This is a genomic window from Acinetobacter sp. ANC 4805 (assembly GCF_022549495.1).
Classification (GTDB): Bacteria; Pseudomonadota; Gammaproteobacteria; order Pseudomonadales; family Moraxellaceae; genus Acinetobacter.
In genome coordinates this window covers 50515-67480 of the sequence record NZ_JAKZGD010000002.1, presented here as the reverse complement: position 1 = coordinate 67480, position 16966 = coordinate 50515, and the positions used below count along the sequence as shown (strand labels likewise).

Below are 16966 nucleotides of genomic sequence, written 5' to 3'. Positions count from 1 at the left end.
TTAGTTATATCAGTTACAAGCTTATCTTTAAAATTTCTTTAGACTAATTTCGCTTTACTTTTATGCTGTTCGGTACATAAATCAGCATGCTCACGCTCGATCGGCAGAAGTACGGTAAAAACAGTCCCCTCACCCTCATGTGAGGTCACATTAATTTCACCAAGATTCATTTCCACAAACCGCTTACATAAGCTCAACCCTAAACCAGCACCCTTTTCTCCAGCAGTGCCTTTAAAGCTCATTTTAACGCGAGGTTGGAACAAATCTTTGATTTGCTCTTGGGTCATGCCCAGACCCGTATCTTTAACATAAACCTCAATATAAGTCCCTTTGTTTTGTGCTTGGATATATACTTTCCCAGAGCCATCAACATCAGTAAATTTCAGCGCATTCGAGACTAAATTTTGAATGACCGAAGTCATCATATTGATATCGGCATAAACTTTTAAGTTTTCATCCACTTCATTAATCAGTTGGATATTTTTCTTGATTGCCAATGTTTTTAGAATATCGGTCACGATATTGGTAATTTGTCGTAACTTAAAATTAATCGGATGATAGACAAAACGCCCACCCTCTGCCATTGCCCAATTTAGTAGACTTTCCAATAGGTTATAGGTCGACTGTGAGGTGTCGTAAAGATAGTCTGCAATATTTTGAATACTAGACTCATCTAACGTATCACGTTCTTTTGCCAATATCTCAGAGAAACCTAATAAGCCATGAAATGGCGCACGTAAGTCATGCGAAATAATCGAAAAGAATTTGGTTTTACTAAAGTTAAGTGCTTCCTCTTGCTCATATAATTCTTTTAATTCGTCATGATTAAGCTTCAACTCGAGTTGTTGCATAAAATTGCTACAGTGGGCTTGGAGCAATTGTGTTTGTAGCTCAGTAAAACCTTGTGCGACTTCATCAAATAAAACGATATAGCCAAGTGATGTTTGGTCAGGATGCCGCAGATGTACTGCAATTGCAGTTTGTATTTTGCGGTTGAAAGGGCTTAAAAAAGCCAACAAGGTTTGATATTGTGGGTGTTCACGATCAATTAAGTCACCATTTACAAATAGCGTATTCAAGCTTTTAGCAATCCTTGAAACATCGACAGCTTGTAATTTTTCAGGGCAAGAATGCCAAATATAAGGTTCTTGGTGAAATGCAAGCAAAGCTGTACTTGCTTGCATCAATTTACGGTTAAACTGTAAAAATTGTCCAAGTAAATTCTGATCAGAATTTAGACCTAAAGAAAGTGAAATTTTACAAGCGCTTAGCTTATCGGCTTGCTGTAATTCTAATAATTGAATCGCCATGCCCGCCTCTCGAATATTATCGTTATACGGTTGTTTACGTTTTATTAAGAAAAAAGCTCAAAACCATCACTTAGTATTAACAAACTTTAACATAAAAGGCAATTCTTGATTCAATTAATTCGCAACAGAACGTGAAATTTCATTAAATTTAAACTTAAATTAAATTTCAAGAGAAGGGTTAATTTCTAGAGACATGCTGTACTTTTAAGTCATCATAAATCTCAATCAATGCATCCACGCTCAGAAATAGCAATCCAGAAATAATAGCTACGAAAATTCCAATAACTAGCGAGACTAGAGTCCCAATTAAAAGTACCCAATCATCAACTTGAAATGTTGCCAAGCCCAATTGATTCATTAAAAAAACCAATAAATTATTTAACTCAACAATTATCATGGATACAAGATAGCATCCAACAAGAAGAAATCTTTTCTTTTGATAACTCTTTTTTGAAGATTTTGCTGTCAAAATTATTTTTCTGTCATCCAAAGTTATATTCACCATATAACGAGCAGCTATCAACTTATTAATCATGATGAAAAATCTTTGAGGATACTCTTTAATCACGTAATCTACTTCTAGATGACTTACCTTTTCAGAACATACCAATGCCTGAGCGGCACAATCCTTTTCTATCTTTTGTTTATCTTGTTCATAATAATTATCAATATACTCAGTTACAGCAGTCAGCCTCTCTACGTAAAATTTTCTTCTATGAATCAATCTTTTAGTTTTATCCAACCAAACAAAGAATGGAACGATTGCAAGAAATACTGGTAATGCTTTTATTATTAAATCTAACATTCCCCCTCCTTTAATCAATTTAGCTAAAAATTTTTATTAAGGAATATATTTAATTTATAGATTATGAATATTAAAAAACCCCAAGCCTTTAATACTAGCTTGGGGTCTTTGAATCTTGGTCCCGAGGGTCGGACTCGAACCGACACGTCATCTCTGACAGCGGATTTTGAGTCCGCCGCGTCTACCAATTTCACCACCTCGGGAAGAGTGCGATGCTTTGTGTTGCGTATAATAACCTGTTTGATTTTATTGTCAAACCCTAACTCTAGCTTATTGCTCACTTTTAAATCATTCAGATATTTTTATATCAATAAACACACGAACTCAGCGAGAAAATGCAAAAAAGACTATACTACGCCCAATTTTTGCGATGTTTTAGATGTATGCAACTCTCCGACTTTTCGTTTGATCTCCCTGATGAACTTATTGCTCGCTACCCATTAGACAGCCGTAGCGCATCTCGCCTGCTCCATATCGATGCTCAAGGTCAGTATCATGACCATGCTTTCACAGATATTCTCGATTTACTCGAAGATGGCGATTTGCTAGTGCTCAATGATACCAAAGTCATGAAAGCACGGCTTAAAGGTAAACGAGCTACAGGCGGTGCAATCGAAGTTCTAGTTGAGCGGATGTTGGATACCCACACTGCTCACTGCCATATCAAATCGAGTAACTCACCCAAAGCAGGCGCAGAACTATATATTGGCGCAGATGCCATTCCTGTAACGGTACAAGGTCGCCATGAAAACCTATTTGTGGTGGAGTTTTCACAACCAATTTTATCGGTATTGGATCAATATGGTCAGTTGCCGATTCCACCTTATTTCAATCGTGAAGCCGAAGAGATTGATACTGAGCGTTATCAAACTGTATTTCATGATCCTGAAAAAATCGCCAGTGTTGCTGCCCCGACTGCAAGCTTGCATTTCGACCAAGACTTATTAGAAAAGTTAGCAGCTAAAGGCGTGCAAAAAACGTTTGTGACTTTGCATGTGGGTGCAGGAACTTTTATGCCTGTTCGTACCACGGACATTAGTAACCACATTATGCACAGTGAATGGTGTGACGTACCACAAGCCACGATTGATCTCATCTTAGCGACCAAGGCACGTGGTAATAAAGTGATTGCGGTGGGAACAACTGCGACCCGCGCCTTAGAGAGTGCTGCACAAGCCAATCAAGGACAAATTGCAGCTTGGACAGGTGATACACAAATTTTTATCTACCCTGGTTATCAATTCTGTATTGTCGATCGCTTGATTACCAATTTCCATTTACCCGAATCAACCCTGCTGATGCTGGTTTCTGCATTATCGAATCGAGATCATATCTTAGCGGCTTATCAACATGCAGTTGAACAACGCTATCGTTTCTTTAGCTATGGTGATGCTATGCTAGTGGATCAATTAAACGCCTAATTTAAATAAAACGATGCCGATTGATACTGTAGAACAAGCCTTACATATAAGACGAAAAAAAAATGCGCAGGTTTTTCGCAATATTGCTCGGCTTTGGGAAGTAGGGCAAAAATCTCATAGCGATCAAGATTTGCTAGATGCCCTACACCCGTGGCGTGATGATCATAGCCTACGTTTTTTTAATGTACTGCCCTATCTTTTAGCTATTGTGAGTGTGTGTACCTTAGTCTTTGGCTATTTTCTTCACCCACATGTTCAGTATATCTTCAGCCTTTTCGCTGCCTTTCTAACTGGATTTTTAGCTTATCTGCTCTATGAACCCGAAGAGCCATTAACACAGGTCATCACGTATCTCGAACAGCGCATGACGGTATTGCGTTATGGTTTACAGTTTCAACAGCTACCTGCTTATTTACCGATTCAGGCACAACCATTATTGGTGATCAGTAAATTAAAACAATTCTTTCCATTGTTTAATCGTGGAACGGAGTCTAACGAAATCACCCAATATGCATCAACCACTTGGCATGATGGCACGACAGAGCATCAAGTTTTATTGTTTCAATATCACTATGTCAGTGAACTCCCCATTTTTAAGGAAGAAAATAGCAACCAGAAAATTGCCAAAGAAATCCATAAAGATTTATGGGGAGCTTTTATTTTTCAAATACCCATATCAGGAATCGCGGTTAGCAACAAACGTTCACGCTTTTTTGAGCCTTATACCAGTTCATGGCAAAGTAGCGATATTTTAATTAACCAAGAATTAAATATTTTCGGGTTGGATCAACATCAGTTGGCGAAAGAAATTAGTCCAAGCCTTACATTGAAGCTCAATGACTTTTTTCAACATTTTACAGGTGATTTAATTTATCATCATCAAGAGCAAATTTTGTGTTACGTCGGCGAACAAAATCTTTTCCAAACCGCCAGTAAACGCAGCGACATTGATGATATTTCTGCATTACGTGGACATTTACGCACTATGACCATGCCGCAATATCATAAATTTCAACAATTGATGCTCAATCTAATTCAATAGATTTCTCTTTTTAGCAAAGTGAGTATTTTAAGGGAAATAACAATAAGGAGAATGACAATGACAGGTTTACTGATCTTCTTGGGAATTTTTGTTGTAATCGTGGTATGGGCTATTTATACACGTAACAATATTGTTCGTTATTTTAATGCGACCAAACGTGCTTGGTCAGAAGTGGCTAACTTTGAGCGTCAGAAAGTAAAAACCTTAGAAGCATTGGAAGCGACATTAGATCAATACACACAATTTGAAAAATCAACTTTGGAAAAAGTCACCGAATTACGTCAACAAATTTTGAACCTCAATGTCAATGATACCGATATTTCTCAGTTGCAACAGATTGAGAAAATGAGTAAAGAGCTAATTCGTAGCCTCAATGTAGTGGTGGAAAATTATCCTGAGCTAAAAGCTGATGCGCTGTATAGCAAAATGATGGATGACATTCAGGAACAAAACGAAAATGTCGGTGCAGCAATCACGATATTTAACCGTAATGTAGAGCTGTTTAATAACCAAATCGAAGTATTCCCAAATAACCTGATCAATACCCTAACCTTATCTAAAAAAGCCATTCGTCCATTCAAGGACAATCTTGCAACTGAAAATTTTGATTATAAGCCGAATTTTTAATGCCTTAGCGCTGATCACTGTAGTCCATTTTTATAAGCGGAAAATCATTCAGTTTTATACTCTAGATTGACTATCTTACCTCTGAATTTACGATAAGAAATATTGCCTTTTATTCCCCTCTTTTTACAGAGGGGTTAGGGGAGATTATTATTTTTTAGCCACGGCTACATTTAGTAGTAGAACTACACGCCATAATCAAGGAAAATAGCCGCTTTTGATCAGCGAACTGTTTTTTCGCCTTGCGCTGCGCTCAAAGCAGTGCTTCGATCTTGCTCAGGATGTGTCATGAAATTTGAAAAATTAGGTCAGTCGGGACGTGCCCGTCGTGGTCGACTTACGTTAGAGCATGGTGTGGTTGAAACACCTGTGTTTATGCCCGTGGGTACTTACGGTACGGTTAAGGGTATGTTACCTCGTGACATTGAAGAAATTCAGGCACAAATTATCTTAGGTAACACCTTCCATTTATATTTACGTCCAGGCTTGGAAGTGATTAAAGAGCATGGCGGTTTACACGAGTTTATCCAATGGGATAAACCGATTTTAACCGATTCAGGCGGTTTCCAAGTATTTAGCTTGGGTGCAATGCGTAAAATCAAAGAAGAAGGTGTTACCTTCCGCTCTCCTATTGATGGCTCAAAAGTGTTTTTGTCTCCAGAAATTTCAATGGAGATTCAACATGTACTCAATTCAGATATCGTGATGATCTTTGATGAATGTACCCCTTACCCTGCAACACATGAAGAAGCGCAAAAATCTTTGCAACTGTCTTTACGTTGGGCAAAACGTTGTAAAACACATCACCATGATGAGCTCAAGAATAAAAATGCCTTATTCGGCATTATTCAGGGCGGTATGTACGAAGATTTGCGTGATGAATCACTTAAGGGTTTATTAGAAGTTGGTTTTGATGGCTATGCAATTGGTGGCTTATCGGTGGGTGAACCCAAAGATGAAATGATCAAAGTACTTGATTATTTACCGAACAAAATACCTCAAGACAAACCACGTTATTTAATGGGTGTTGGTAAACCAGAAGACATCGTTGAAGCGGTTCGTCGTGGTGTCGATATGTTTGACTGTGTCATGCCAACCCGTAATGCGCGTAACGGTCATTATTTTGTCACGGATGGTCTGGTAAGAATCCGTAATAGTAAATATCGCCATGATAAAGGACCTTTAGACCCTCATTGTGATTGCTACACTTGTAAAAACTTTACGCGTGCCTATTTATATCATTTAGAGAAGTGCGGTGAGATGTTGGCATCAATGCTCGGCACTATCCATAACTTGCGTTACTACCAACGCCTCACGCAAGGGATGCGTGATGCATTGGATAATGGCACATTTGATGAATATGTTCAGGACTTTTATGCACGTCGTGGCTTAGACGTTCCAGCGTGCCCTGAAGACTAATGTGAATGAATTGCATCAAGATTTGCGCCTGATCGCAAGACAAGGTACATTGCAAAACGAATTGGGATTTATTATTAATTTTTGACTTTTTAATTTTAGGAAATCGAAATGAGCTTTTTAATTTCTACTGCTCACGCTGCTCCAGCGGCTGCACAAGGCCCAAGCCTGATGACAAACTTATTGATGATTGCGGTATTCATCGCAATTTTCTACTTTTTGATCTGGAGACCTCAAGCGAAACGTGCTAAAGAACACCGTTCTTTAATCGAAAGCTTAGGTGTGGGCAGTGAAATCGTATTTGCTGGCGGTTTAATGGGAAAAATTACCAAACTTGATGGTGATTTTGCAGTTGTTGAACTCAGCCGTGGTGTCGATGTAAAAATTCAGCGTGCCAGTGTCATTTCAGTATTACCTGAAGGCACACTAAATAACCTTTAATCATAAGATAGTCGTGCCTCAGCACGACTTTTTCATTTAAGAAGAAAGCGAATGCGTTACCCTGCATGGAAATATTTACTGATCCTCGTTGTTCTTGTGATCAGTACGTTATATGCACTACCAAGTTTGTATCCAGATGAACCTGCTGTCCAAATTTCAGGCGCGAAAGCAGGCACAAAAATAGATCAAACCATGGTGCAAAAAGCGGAGCAGATTTTAAAAGCTGCCAACATCAGCAGTCACGACAATAGCTTCACCAATAATGCGGCATTATTACGTTTAAACTCTTCAGAAGCACAGTTAAAAGCCAAAGAAGTGTTACGCCGTGATCTAGGTGATGACTATGTGGTTGCACTCAACCTTGCACCAACAACACCAGAATGGTTGCGAAAGATTGGGGCTAAACCGATGAAACTAGGTTTGGACTTACGTGGCGGTGTACATTTCTTGCTTGAAGTCGACATGGATAAAGCTATCAGTCAACGGATGGAAACATCTGCAACTGATTTGCGTCGTCAATTTCGTGACAACAAAATTAAGTTTAATAATCTTGCTTTAAGCAATAATACAATTACCATCCTGTTTGCTGACAATGCAGACCGTGATGCAGCGGCGGATTTTTTACGTCGTAACGGGAATGAGTTTACTCAACAGGCAGTTGCAACATCTTCTGGTGCAACCTTAAAACTGAATTATACCGATGCTCGTCGTCAAGAAATTCAGTCTTATGCAGTCAACCAGAACTTAACCACTTTACGTAATCGTATTAACGAACTTGGTGTAGCAGAAGCACTGGTACAAACACAAGGTAACAACCGCATCGTGGTTGAATTACCAGGTGTACAAGATACGGCTGAAGCAAAACGTGTCTTGGGTCGTACAGCAAACCTAGAATTCCGTTTAGTTGCTGATAGTAATGATCAATATATTGACCCATATACAGGAAAATATAATGATCAACCACTTCCACCAGGAACTGAAGTTTTTGCTTATCAATCTTTGGAGAGCGGTCGTCAATTGCTGTTACAACGTAACCGTATCTTGACAGGTGAACGTGTTCAAAATGCAAGCTCTGGCTTTAGCCAAGACTCTGGTGGTGCAGAAGTAAATATTACTTTGGACACTGCTGGCGGTAAGCTCATGGCTGATGCAACACGCAATGCTGTGGGTAAACGCATGGCGGTCTTGTTTATCGAAAATAAACAAAAGATCTCTTATGTTGCTGATCCAAATACAGGTGTGCAGACTGAAGTTCGTACGCCATATACTGAATCTGTAGTGATTAATGCTGCAACTATTCAAGCCGTATTAGGCTCTCAGTTCCGTATTACAGGTTTAGATTCACCTCAAGAAGCCGCTGAGCTTGCGTTGATGCTTCGTGCAGGTGCTTTAGCTGCGCCGATGTACTTTGTTGAAGAACGTGTGGTTGGACCAAGTCTTGGTCAAGAGAATATTGATGCAGGTGTTCTATCAACTCAAATTGGCTTCTTATTGGTTGCAATTTGGATGATCGTATTCTTCCGTCTGTTCGGTTTGATTGCAAACTTTGCTTTAGTCTTTAACCTTGCAATGATTTTAACCATCATGTCATGGCTTGGCGCGTCTCTCACCTTACCTGGTATTGCAGGTATCGTAATTGGTATTGGTATGGCAGTCGATGCCAACGTACTGATCTGTGAGCGTATCCGAGAGGAAATGCTCTGGGGTGCATCACCGAAACAAGCCATTATCGCGGGTTATGATCGGGCCTATAACACCATTTTTGACTCGAACTTAACTACCTTTATCGTGGCATTTATTTTGTTCGCAATTGGTACAGGTCCAATCAAAGGCTTCGCTGTAACATTAATGATCGGTATCGTTTGCTCAATGTTTACTGCGATTACCGTGACCCGCGCCATCGTACAGCTCATTTATGGCAAACGCCGTAATTTGACCAAGTTGAGTATTTAAGGAGATTCACATGACTGATCTGACTCAACAAGACTCAAAGCAATACGGTCGCCCAGATGATCTAAAAATCATTCCATTTATGAAGATTGCTAAGCCTGCTGCAATCTTCTCAATCTTGATTACCCTTGCGAGTGTTTTCTTTATTGTGACCAAAGGCTTAAACCTTGGTTTGGACTTTACAGGTGGTGTATCTGCCGAGTTGAACTATAAACAAGCAGTTCAACCAGCCCAAGTCGCTCAAGCACTTGACCGTGCAGGCTTTAAAGATGCAGTCGTACAAACATTGGGAAGTAACAAAGACCTGATTGTGCGTATGCCCGTTCAAGAAGATCTAAAAGTTGATGATCTGAGTGATACCATCACCAAAGCAGTTCAATTACCGAATAATGCAGCAGAAGTTCATAAAGTAGATGCAGTTGGTGGGCAAGTCGGTAATGAGCTTTATATCCGCTCTGCTGGTGCACTGGCACTTGCTTTGATCTTAATGCTGATTTACGTGACCATTCGTTTCGAGTTCAAACTTGCAATGGGTGCGGTAATTTCATTATTCCACGATATCGTGATCATCATCGGAACATTTGCATTATTCCAGTGGCAGTTTGATTTAACCGTACTTGCAGCGATACTCGCGGTGATGGGTTTCTCACTCAACGATAACATCGTTGTATCGGATCGTATCCGTGAGAACTTTCGTAAAATTCGCGGTGCAACACCTCGTGAAATTGTCGATATTGCATTAACAGAAACTTTACGTCGTACCATTCATACCTCAATGACCTTATTGCTTGTCGTACTTGCAATGATGTTCTTAGGTGGTGATGGTTTGCATTGGTTCTCTATTGCTATGTGTGTGGGTGTCTTTATCGGTACTTATTCATCTATCTATATTGGTACTGCATTTGCTTTATGGCGTGGTCTAAACCGTCAAGATTTTATTGTCCAAGTTAAACCTGAATTTGATGAAGAAGAGATTCCTTAATCTCGCCCTGCTTTAGATTCAAACAAAATGCCAGCATATTGCTGGCATTTTTTATTGCGATTGGAGCAAAGCAGCATGCATCATTTATGCACGCTTATTGATGCTGAACAATTTGAATCTGTGGAAACTGAAATCCTCGACAAGATTGTTCTGATCGCCATGCCACAGTGAGCACAATTTTCTGATTTAAAATAAAGTTTTGGTAAGCAAACGTCCCAATCAAGGGATGGGAACACATTCCACCATAGTTCGTTGCATGAACTTGAGTATTTAAACTATTTAAGTCTAAGCGGATTCCTAGACCTGAAGCTTTTAAAATTGCTTCCTTCGTTGTCCATACACGTAGCCAGTATTCAGTATCTTGATCTTGTTGCTGCCAAGTTTGATATTCTTCTGCGTGAAAAGCATGTTGCGCTAAGGGATCAAAACGGACTTTACGATCCAATTCCTCAACATCCACACCAACCTCTTTCATACCTTCACTCATCGCCAAAGCATAGTATTGCTGACTATGTGAATGGTTAAATGCCAAGGTATGAGAGCTTAAAAATGGCTTGCCATATTCATGTTTTGAAAACTGTAAATCCGTAGTTAAACACTTTAATTGATCTGCCAAAAGTTGATTGCGATAGGCTTTGATCTGTTGTTTTTTATAATCGTTGAACGATCTAAAATCTGAAAACTCTGTTCTATCTCGTTTAAGAAGTGAAGCCAATGCTTGAATATGTACTTCAATTTTACGTGTCATCATCGGCTTCACTCAGTAAGCCACTGTTAAGAAAACAGAGGCTTTTAAAAAATTTTAGAATTTAACAAGATCGCCTTTCAGGGCAACACCTGCAACCGCTACACCTTTATGACATTCATAAGTTGTCGTACTTTTGGTTTCATTCTTTTTGTAGTAGCTCACAATATTCGTCACCGCATTTGCACTACGTGCTTTTGCTGCTTTGTCTAATTGAAGAAGTGCCGAGCGAAGTACCCAGTCACATGATGTTTCAGCAGATTTACCAAAACCATTGGTTTTTTGGTTGGTGACAATATCTTGCTCTACAATTTTACCGCCTGACTTATTTCCTTTCAGGTAAAATTTGACCGTACCATCTAAAGTTCCATCTGCCACAGCACGATCGACTGCTGCTTTAAAATCAAAATTATGTGTTACATCGGCAGCTTGAACAGATGCTGTAAAACCTGTTGCAAGTGCTGCAACCAAGAATAATTGTTTAATTGACATTATTGTGCTCCTTGTTATGTTAAGCGTTTAAAAATAAGTGAGGTATTAATCCCGCCAAAGGCGAAATTATTGCTCATCATAATATTGATATTACTGACTCTAATTTGCTGAGTAATATAATCTAAATCACCACATTGTGGGTCAATTTCATCCAAATTTAAGGTCGGCACCAGTTGCCCACGATTCATCATTTCGATGCCTAACCACGCTTCGATTGCACCGCAAGCACCCAGCGTATGCCCGAAATAGCTTTTTAATGAACTGATTGGTTTACGACCTAATATTCTTGCGGTTGCTTGGCTTTCTGCAATATCACCTTGATCTGTCGAAGTCCCATGCGCATTCACATAGTCAATTTGACTCGCATCCAAATGTGCATCTTTCAGCGCCATTTGCATACAGCGCCCCATCATTTCAGTATCAGGCTTAGTGACATGCTGACCATCGGTATTGCTCGCATAACCCACAATTTCAGCATAGATTTTTGCACCACGTTGTATAGCATGTTCATATTCTTCAAGAATTAAACATCCCGCTCCCTCACCAATCACTAAACCATCTCGGTTGGCATCAAAAGGACGTGGTGATTTTTCAGGCTGATCATTCATCCGACTGGTGGCTAATAAGACATCAAAAACAGCTGCTCCCACCGCACTGAGTTCTTCTGCACCACCAGCAATCATAATAGTTTGCTTACCATATTTAATTGCTTCGTAGGCTTGTCCAATCGCCATCGAACCTGAGGTACACGCACTCGATGTTGGTAAAGTTAAACCCTTCAATCCAAAATAAACCGTCATATTGACTGCACTGGTATGCGACATCATACGGATATAAGTGGTGGCATTGATTTTGCTCATATCCTGATCAATCAGCATATTGCCAAATTCACGGATTGCATCAACACTACCAGCCGACGAACCAAAGGCAACACCAACATCGCCACTCTTCAAAAGAGAAGAATCTAATAAATGTGCATCTTGTAAAGCATTTTCAGCACTAATCACTGACATCAAAGCGACACGTCCCATACCACGCATTACTTTTCGATTAAAATGTTTAGCCACATGAAAAGACTGTACTTGCCCAGCCAATTTTGTTCTTAAATCAACATATTGCTCCCATTCAGGCATATAGCGAATTCCGCTTTTACCTGCATGGAATTGAGCAAAAATATCATCAGTTGTTTCACCCAATGAGGTAATCCCAGCCATACCTGTGACAACGACACGTTTCATTAGATTAAACCTCCATTGACTGAAATCACTTGGCGAGTGATATAAGCAGCGTCATCAGAACACAGAAATTTCACCACACTTGCCACTTCATCGACTTGTCCCATGCGCTGCATTGGAATCATTTTCAACGCATGTGCTTTGACTTCTTCTGTCACCATTTCCGTTTCAATTAAACCAGGGGCAACACAATTCACGGTGATCTTACGCTTTGCTAATTCCAAAGCCAACGCTTTGGTTGCACCAATCAAGCCCGCTTTGGCAGCACTATAATTCACCTGTCCGCGATTGCCCATAATGCCAGAAACAGAAGAAAGCGTGACAATACGTCCGCCCTTACGTAAATGAATCATTGGCATGATTAATGGTTTGAGTACGTTATAGAAACCATCTAATGAGGTCGAAATCACTTCATCCCAATCGTTGTCCGTTAATGCAGGAAATGCGCCATCGTGGGTAAGTCCTGCATTTAACACGACCCCATAAAATGCCCCATGTTGTTCAACGTCTAGTTCTAATAGACTTTTAACAGATTCCCGTGCATTTACATCAAATAATACATAGTGACTTTTGCGTCCAAGTTTTTGAATTTGTTCAACCACTTGTTGCGCCTCAACTTCACGAGAACGCGCATGAATCGTGATATCAAATCCTGCTTGAGCCAATTGCAATGCAATCGCTTTACCAATCCCACGACTTGAACCCGTCACTAATATTCTTCTACTCATTGTTGTTCCCTAAATACCTTTTCAAAAATCATCAATTTTATGATCTGAATATCACAAAAGCTGGATACTCGGAAACGTCATTCACAACCTGCGTGGTATCAACACAAAAGTGTTTCTGCGATACAACTCAATAAATGCAAGAATTGAACAGGTTTTGTGAATGACAATGGTTTTGCCTACTTTTGCCGAAACAAAAGTAGGTCGAGCCGAAGGCTTATCCTGAAATTTGATGAGAACTCGACATAATTCCACCTAACTTTCATTTAAACTCATAACTTTAATGCAGATTGATCTGTCGGCTCATACACACTTAACAAAGCAGTAATAACATGATCTTCATAATGAATTTCACAAGAAAACTGCCCTAAACCTTCATGTAAATACTGTTGCTCAACTCGAATTTTAAGGGTCTGACCCAGTGCAAAATAGGCAACAGGTAAATGTAATTTTCGCGTACCTAACAAAAAACCAACTTTGGGTGACTGCTGCTTTTGCTGTCCTAACCAACCTGAATATGCACTTACCGTTTGCGCCATAATTTCAATGCTTGTCCAAGTCGGTAAACCGTCTGCTTCACAAAACATCAAATCGGTGGTAATGCTCAGTTCAGCAATCGCATAGCCTTCATTTGCTTCCACAATATGATCAATAAATACCATCGGCTGTTCGTGTGGAATATACTGAAGCGCATCTAGTTTCATTTATTGCTCCACGCCAAATAGCAAACTGATATTACTTCCGCCAAAGGCAAATGAATTACTCATTGCATATTGAATCGGTTTTGAAAGCTGTGCATCGCGTACATAGTTTTGATCTGCTAATTCAGGATCAATATCGGTGTGTTGATGCATAGGCAACCATGTTTGATCTTTTAAGACTTGCGTACAAATCAAAGCTTCAATTGCACCCGCTGCGCCTAAACAATGTCCTGTCTTATGCTTAGTACTGCTGAGTGCAACGGCATGCTCTTGAAATACCTGTCGAATGGCTTTGATTTCCATCGCATCATTTTGTGGGGTTGCCGTACCATGCAAATTTACATATCCAATCTGCTGCGGTGCAATCTCAGCACTTGCTAAAGCACGTTGCATTGCGATTGCAGCACCCTCACCTTCTGGATGCGGTGCTGAAATATGCCATGCATCCATTGATTCACCAGCACCATACAACATCACGGGCGCAGCTTCTTTGGTTAATAAAAACAAAGCGGCAGCTTCACCAATATTAATACCATCACGATTGATACCGCAGGGCTGGCAAATATCAGCAGACAAACTTTCGAGGCTATTAAAACCATTTAAGGTCAGTTGACACAAGGTATCAACACCACCAACTAAAACAGCGTCAGCCAAACCTGACTGAATTAAACGTTGCCCCGCAGCAAATGCCTTAGCACTGGAAGAACATGCAGTCGAAATCGTATAAGCAGCCCCTTGCCATTCGAGATACTTTTGCAAGGCTTTTGCAAGGCACCCCATTTCTTGTGGCTGATGCGAAATTGCAAGCGAAGTATCCCCCTCAAAATATTGCTTCAGCAGTGCCTCACTATCTGAAATACCTGAAGTTGATGTTCCAACCACGATACTTAAACGCTTTGGATCAATCTTCGCCACATAATCTCGAAGCTCAGTTTCAATCGTCGCCAAAGCAGTTAATGCAAACCGTAAGTTCCGAGAATCGAATGCACCCAAGCATTCGGACACTTGATCAATCAGTGGATGAGCATAACGCCCAACCCATACCGAACGATCGACCACCAAGCCGTTTTCTAAACTCAAGATGTTATTGGTTTGAGTTAAACTGTGCTGAATATGCTGAGCAGTTTGCCCCAATGCAGATAACCCTATACTCAGGGGAATTCCAACCGCTTGAAATTGTGGCTGTTTGGATAAAGGCTGACTCATGGCTGTACTACTGGCTCAGGCTGATCTGGGTTTAAAGTATTTTCAATTGAACTTAAAGTCATGCGATAAGGGACTTGTAGATTATCTAACTCAATCGAACTCGGCTGTTTTTTGACAAGCAATACCGCTTGCTGCCCAATAAAAACCGTTTGCTGATTCGCAGTATGATCAACACGAACCGCCTCTTGTCCCAATTGAGCAAAATTTGGATAAGTCGCAAACAAAATATCACGGGCGACAAACTCAAACGGTAACAATCGCATCGCTTCAATTCGTTGTTGTACCTTAACCCGCTGCCCATCAAATATAAGTTGGAATAAAGGCTGACCCGTCAAACCCAATCCCACCAACTCTAACTGCGGACCTTTTTGCTGCTGATACAGTAGAAAGCTAAAACTTTTGTCTTTCCACTGTACCTCAACTTGATCTTGACGTTGATATTGTTGTGCTTGCCAATGGCTGCTTTTCAGACCTTGCGCATGGGGCATCAACTGACACCCACCCAATAGCAAGATACTCATACACAATAAGCTGCCCCAAATTCGTTGCATACTAAACCTCTAAGGCTTGCTCTTGTGCCAAGCCCTCTCGACAGTACTCAGCCAAGGTATTTAAACGGCGTTTTGCATTTTTATGAATTGGATTCTGCTCATCCCATGCATAGCCTGCCAATAGAGAGGAAATCATACGGCGAATACTTTCATTTTGATTACTGGAAAAGACCACGTCTTGAAATTCACCTTCATACCAAGACTCAACATAAGCACGGAAAACTTGAATACCTTTACGCAACGGGACTTCATATTCCTGCATCCAATCGACTTGCTCACCTTGAAGCACTCGATCGAGTAACGGTACAGCAAGGCTTGATGATTTCAACGCAATCGTGACACCCGACGAAAATACAGGATCCAAAAACTCACCAGCATTGCCCAATAATGCATAGTTACGACCTGCTAAATGCTTCACATTGGCAGAATAACCCACCAAAGTTCGTACAGGTGTATCAAATTTCGCTTGTTCTAATACCTGAGATAAAGCAGGATCATCCGCTAGAATGCGTTTCAATAATGGTTCAGGTTCATTTTGTTCGATATCCTCTGATTGATAGTGATCAAAGAAATCTTGTTCTGCCACCACACCAAATGATGCGCGACCATCCGCAAAAGGAATCAACCAATACCAAGCTCGATGATCTTTTTCATGAATGGTAATTAAGATTTTCTCCCGATCAAAATCAGCTCGATCACCAATCCCATCTTCAATATGGGTGAAAATTGCTCGACGCACAGGGAAATTTGAAGGACTTTCCAAGTCTAAAAACTTCGGCAGAATTCGCCCAAAACCACTCGCATCCAGTAAAAACTTCGCTTGAATTTGATACTGTTGTTGTGTCTCATCGAAGACCGTTAAAATCGGCTGCTCGGATGCTACATCGACGGCAATCACCTCATGCCCAAATCGTACATCAGCACCATACTGCTGAGCTTGTTGCGCTAGTAAGTGGTCAAAATCTGCACGACGGACTTGCCATGTTGTCCCAGGGCCATCGGTAAATTTTTCAGTAAAATTATAATGGCTGCGTTTTTGCCCGCATAAAAATGCCGCACCATTTTTAAATTGGAATCCACGTGATTCCACATGCTCACGAACCGTATCGAGTAAGCCTGCTTCTTCTAAAAACACCATACACTGTGGCAATAATGACTCACCAATCGAAAAACGAGGAAAATATTGTTTTTCGATGATCGTGACCGCATAACCTTTTTGACGAAGTAATGCTGCAGCAGAGCTACCAGAAGGCCCAGCCCCAATAATCACAACATCTGTTTTTTGTATAGTATTCATATAAACCCCTAAAATTTAAATTT

Annotated in this window: 17 protein-coding genes and 1 tRNA gene; 7 read left to right on the top strand and 11 right to left on the bottom strand. The window is 40.3% G+C overall.

Going from position 1 to position 16966, the window contains the following annotated elements:
• Positions 1-38: 38 nt before the first annotated feature.
• The 3 genes from MMP60_RS02935 to MMP60_RS02925 form a co-directional block, all read right to left on the bottom strand.
• Positions 39-1310, bottom strand: coding sequence for a HAMP domain-containing sensor histidine kinase (locus MMP60_RS02935; protein ID WP_241334895.1), 1272 nt, complete (start codon positions 1308-1310; stop codon positions 39-41).
• A gap of 178 nt (positions 1311-1488) precedes the next feature.
• Positions 1489-2115: a hypothetical protein gene (locus tag MMP60_RS02930; protein ID WP_241334894.1), complete on the bottom strand. Its 627-nt coding sequence runs from the start codon at positions 2113-2115 to the stop codon at positions 1489-1491.
• A 116-nt stretch (positions 2116-2231) separates the two neighbouring features.
• Positions 2232-2318: transfer RNA gene (locus MMP60_RS02925), tRNA-Leu, on the bottom strand.
• A 180-nt stretch (positions 2319-2498) separates the two neighbouring features.
• Between MMP60_RS02925 and queA the strand changes: the two genes are divergently transcribed.
• The 7 genes from queA to secF all read left to right on the top strand — a co-directional run bounded on the left by queA (position 2499) and on the right by secF (position 9991).
• Positions 2499-3536 (top strand): tRNA preQ1(34) S-adenosylmethionine ribosyltransferase-isomerase QueA, encoded by a 1038-nt coding sequence (gene queA, locus MMP60_RS02920; protein WP_241334893.1) that lies wholly within the window; start codon positions 2499-2501, stop codon positions 3534-3536.
• A 13-nt stretch (positions 3537-3549) separates the two neighbouring features.
• The gene (locus MMP60_RS02915; RefSeq protein WP_241334892.1) at positions 3550-4578 is read left to right on the top strand and encodes a hypothetical protein; all 1029 of its coding nucleotides are present in this window, start codon (positions 3550-3552) and stop codon (positions 4576-4578) included.
• A gap of 57 nt (positions 4579-4635) precedes the next feature.
• Positions 4636-5205: a LemA family protein gene (locus MMP60_RS02910; RefSeq protein ID WP_004664869.1), complete on the top strand. Its 570-nt coding sequence runs from the start codon at positions 4636-4638 to the stop codon at positions 5203-5205.
• Positions 5206-5490: 285 nt separating this feature from the next.
• A complete protein-coding gene (gene tgt / locus MMP60_RS02905; RefSeq protein WP_241334891.1) occupies positions 5491-6621 on the top strand; it encodes a tRNA guanosine(34) transglycosylase Tgt in 1131 nt (376 codons plus the stop codon).
• Between the two features lie 108 nt (positions 6622-6729).
• A complete protein-coding gene (gene yajC, locus MMP60_RS02900) occupies positions 6730-7059 on the top strand; it encodes a preprotein translocase subunit YajC (RefSeq protein WP_018677725.1) in 330 nt (109 codons plus the stop codon).
• Positions 7060-7110: 51 nt separating this feature from the next.
• Positions 7111-9012, top strand: coding sequence for a protein translocase subunit SecD (gene secD / locus MMP60_RS02895; protein WP_241334890.1), 1902 nt, complete (start codon positions 7111-7113; stop codon positions 9010-9012).
• A gap of 10 nt (positions 9013-9022) precedes the next feature.
• Positions 9023-9991 carry a protein translocase subunit SecF gene (gene secF / locus MMP60_RS02890; RefSeq protein ID WP_018677723.1) on the top strand — a complete coding sequence of 323 codons (969 nt, stop codon included), beginning with the start codon at positions 9023-9025 and terminating at the stop codon, positions 9989-9991.
• A 94-nt stretch (positions 9992-10085) separates the two neighbouring features.
• Here the strand turns inward: secF and MMP60_RS02885 are convergent, their stop codons facing one another.
• The 8 genes from MMP60_RS02885 to MMP60_RS02850 form a co-directional block, all read right to left on the bottom strand.
• On the bottom strand, positions 10086-10742 hold the full coding sequence (locus MMP60_RS02885) for a 4'-phosphopantetheinyl transferase superfamily protein (RefSeq protein WP_241334889.1): 657 nt from the start codon (positions 10740-10742) through the stop codon (positions 10086-10088).
• A gap of 51 nt (positions 10743-10793) precedes the next feature.
• Positions 10794-11228 (bottom strand): excinuclease, encoded by a 435-nt coding sequence (locus MMP60_RS02880; protein ID WP_241334888.1) that lies wholly within the window; start codon positions 11226-11228, stop codon positions 10794-10796.
• Between the two features lie 14 nt (positions 11229-11242).
• Entirely contained in the window at positions 11243-12466 is a 1224-nt protein-coding gene (locus MMP60_RS02875) for a beta-ketoacyl-ACP synthase (protein ID WP_241334887.1), read from the bottom strand.
• The gene (locus MMP60_RS02870; protein WP_241334886.1) at positions 12466-13191 is read right to left on the bottom strand and encodes a 3-ketoacyl-ACP reductase FabG2; all 726 of its coding nucleotides are present in this window, start codon (positions 13189-13191) and stop codon (positions 12466-12468) included. Before MMP60_RS02870 ends, MMP60_RS02875 begins: the two co-directional genes overlap by 1 nt.
• A gap of 269 nt (positions 13192-13460) precedes the next feature.
• The gene (locus MMP60_RS02865) at positions 13461-13892 is read right to left on the bottom strand and encodes a 3-hydroxylacyl-ACP dehydratase (RefSeq protein WP_241334885.1); all 432 of its coding nucleotides are present in this window, start codon (positions 13890-13892) and stop codon (positions 13461-13463) included.
• Positions 13893-15095, bottom strand: a complete 1203-nt coding sequence (locus MMP60_RS02860) for a beta-ketoacyl-[acyl-carrier-protein] synthase family protein (RefSeq protein ID WP_241334884.1) — start codon at positions 15093-15095, stop codon at positions 13893-13895. It lies immediately after the preceding gene.
• On the bottom strand, positions 15092-15646 hold the full coding sequence (locus MMP60_RS02855; protein ID WP_241334883.1) for a DUF3261 domain-containing protein: 555 nt from the start codon (positions 15644-15646) through the stop codon (positions 15092-15094). The genes MMP60_RS02860 and MMP60_RS02855 overlap by 4 nt, the downstream gene beginning before the upstream one ends.
• A gap of 1 nt (position 15647) precedes the next feature.
• The gene (locus MMP60_RS02850; RefSeq protein WP_241334882.1) at positions 15648-16943 is read right to left on the bottom strand and encodes an NAD(P)/FAD-dependent oxidoreductase; all 1296 of its coding nucleotides are present in this window, start codon (positions 16941-16943) and stop codon (positions 15648-15650) included.
• Positions 16944-16966 lie beyond the last annotated feature (23 nt).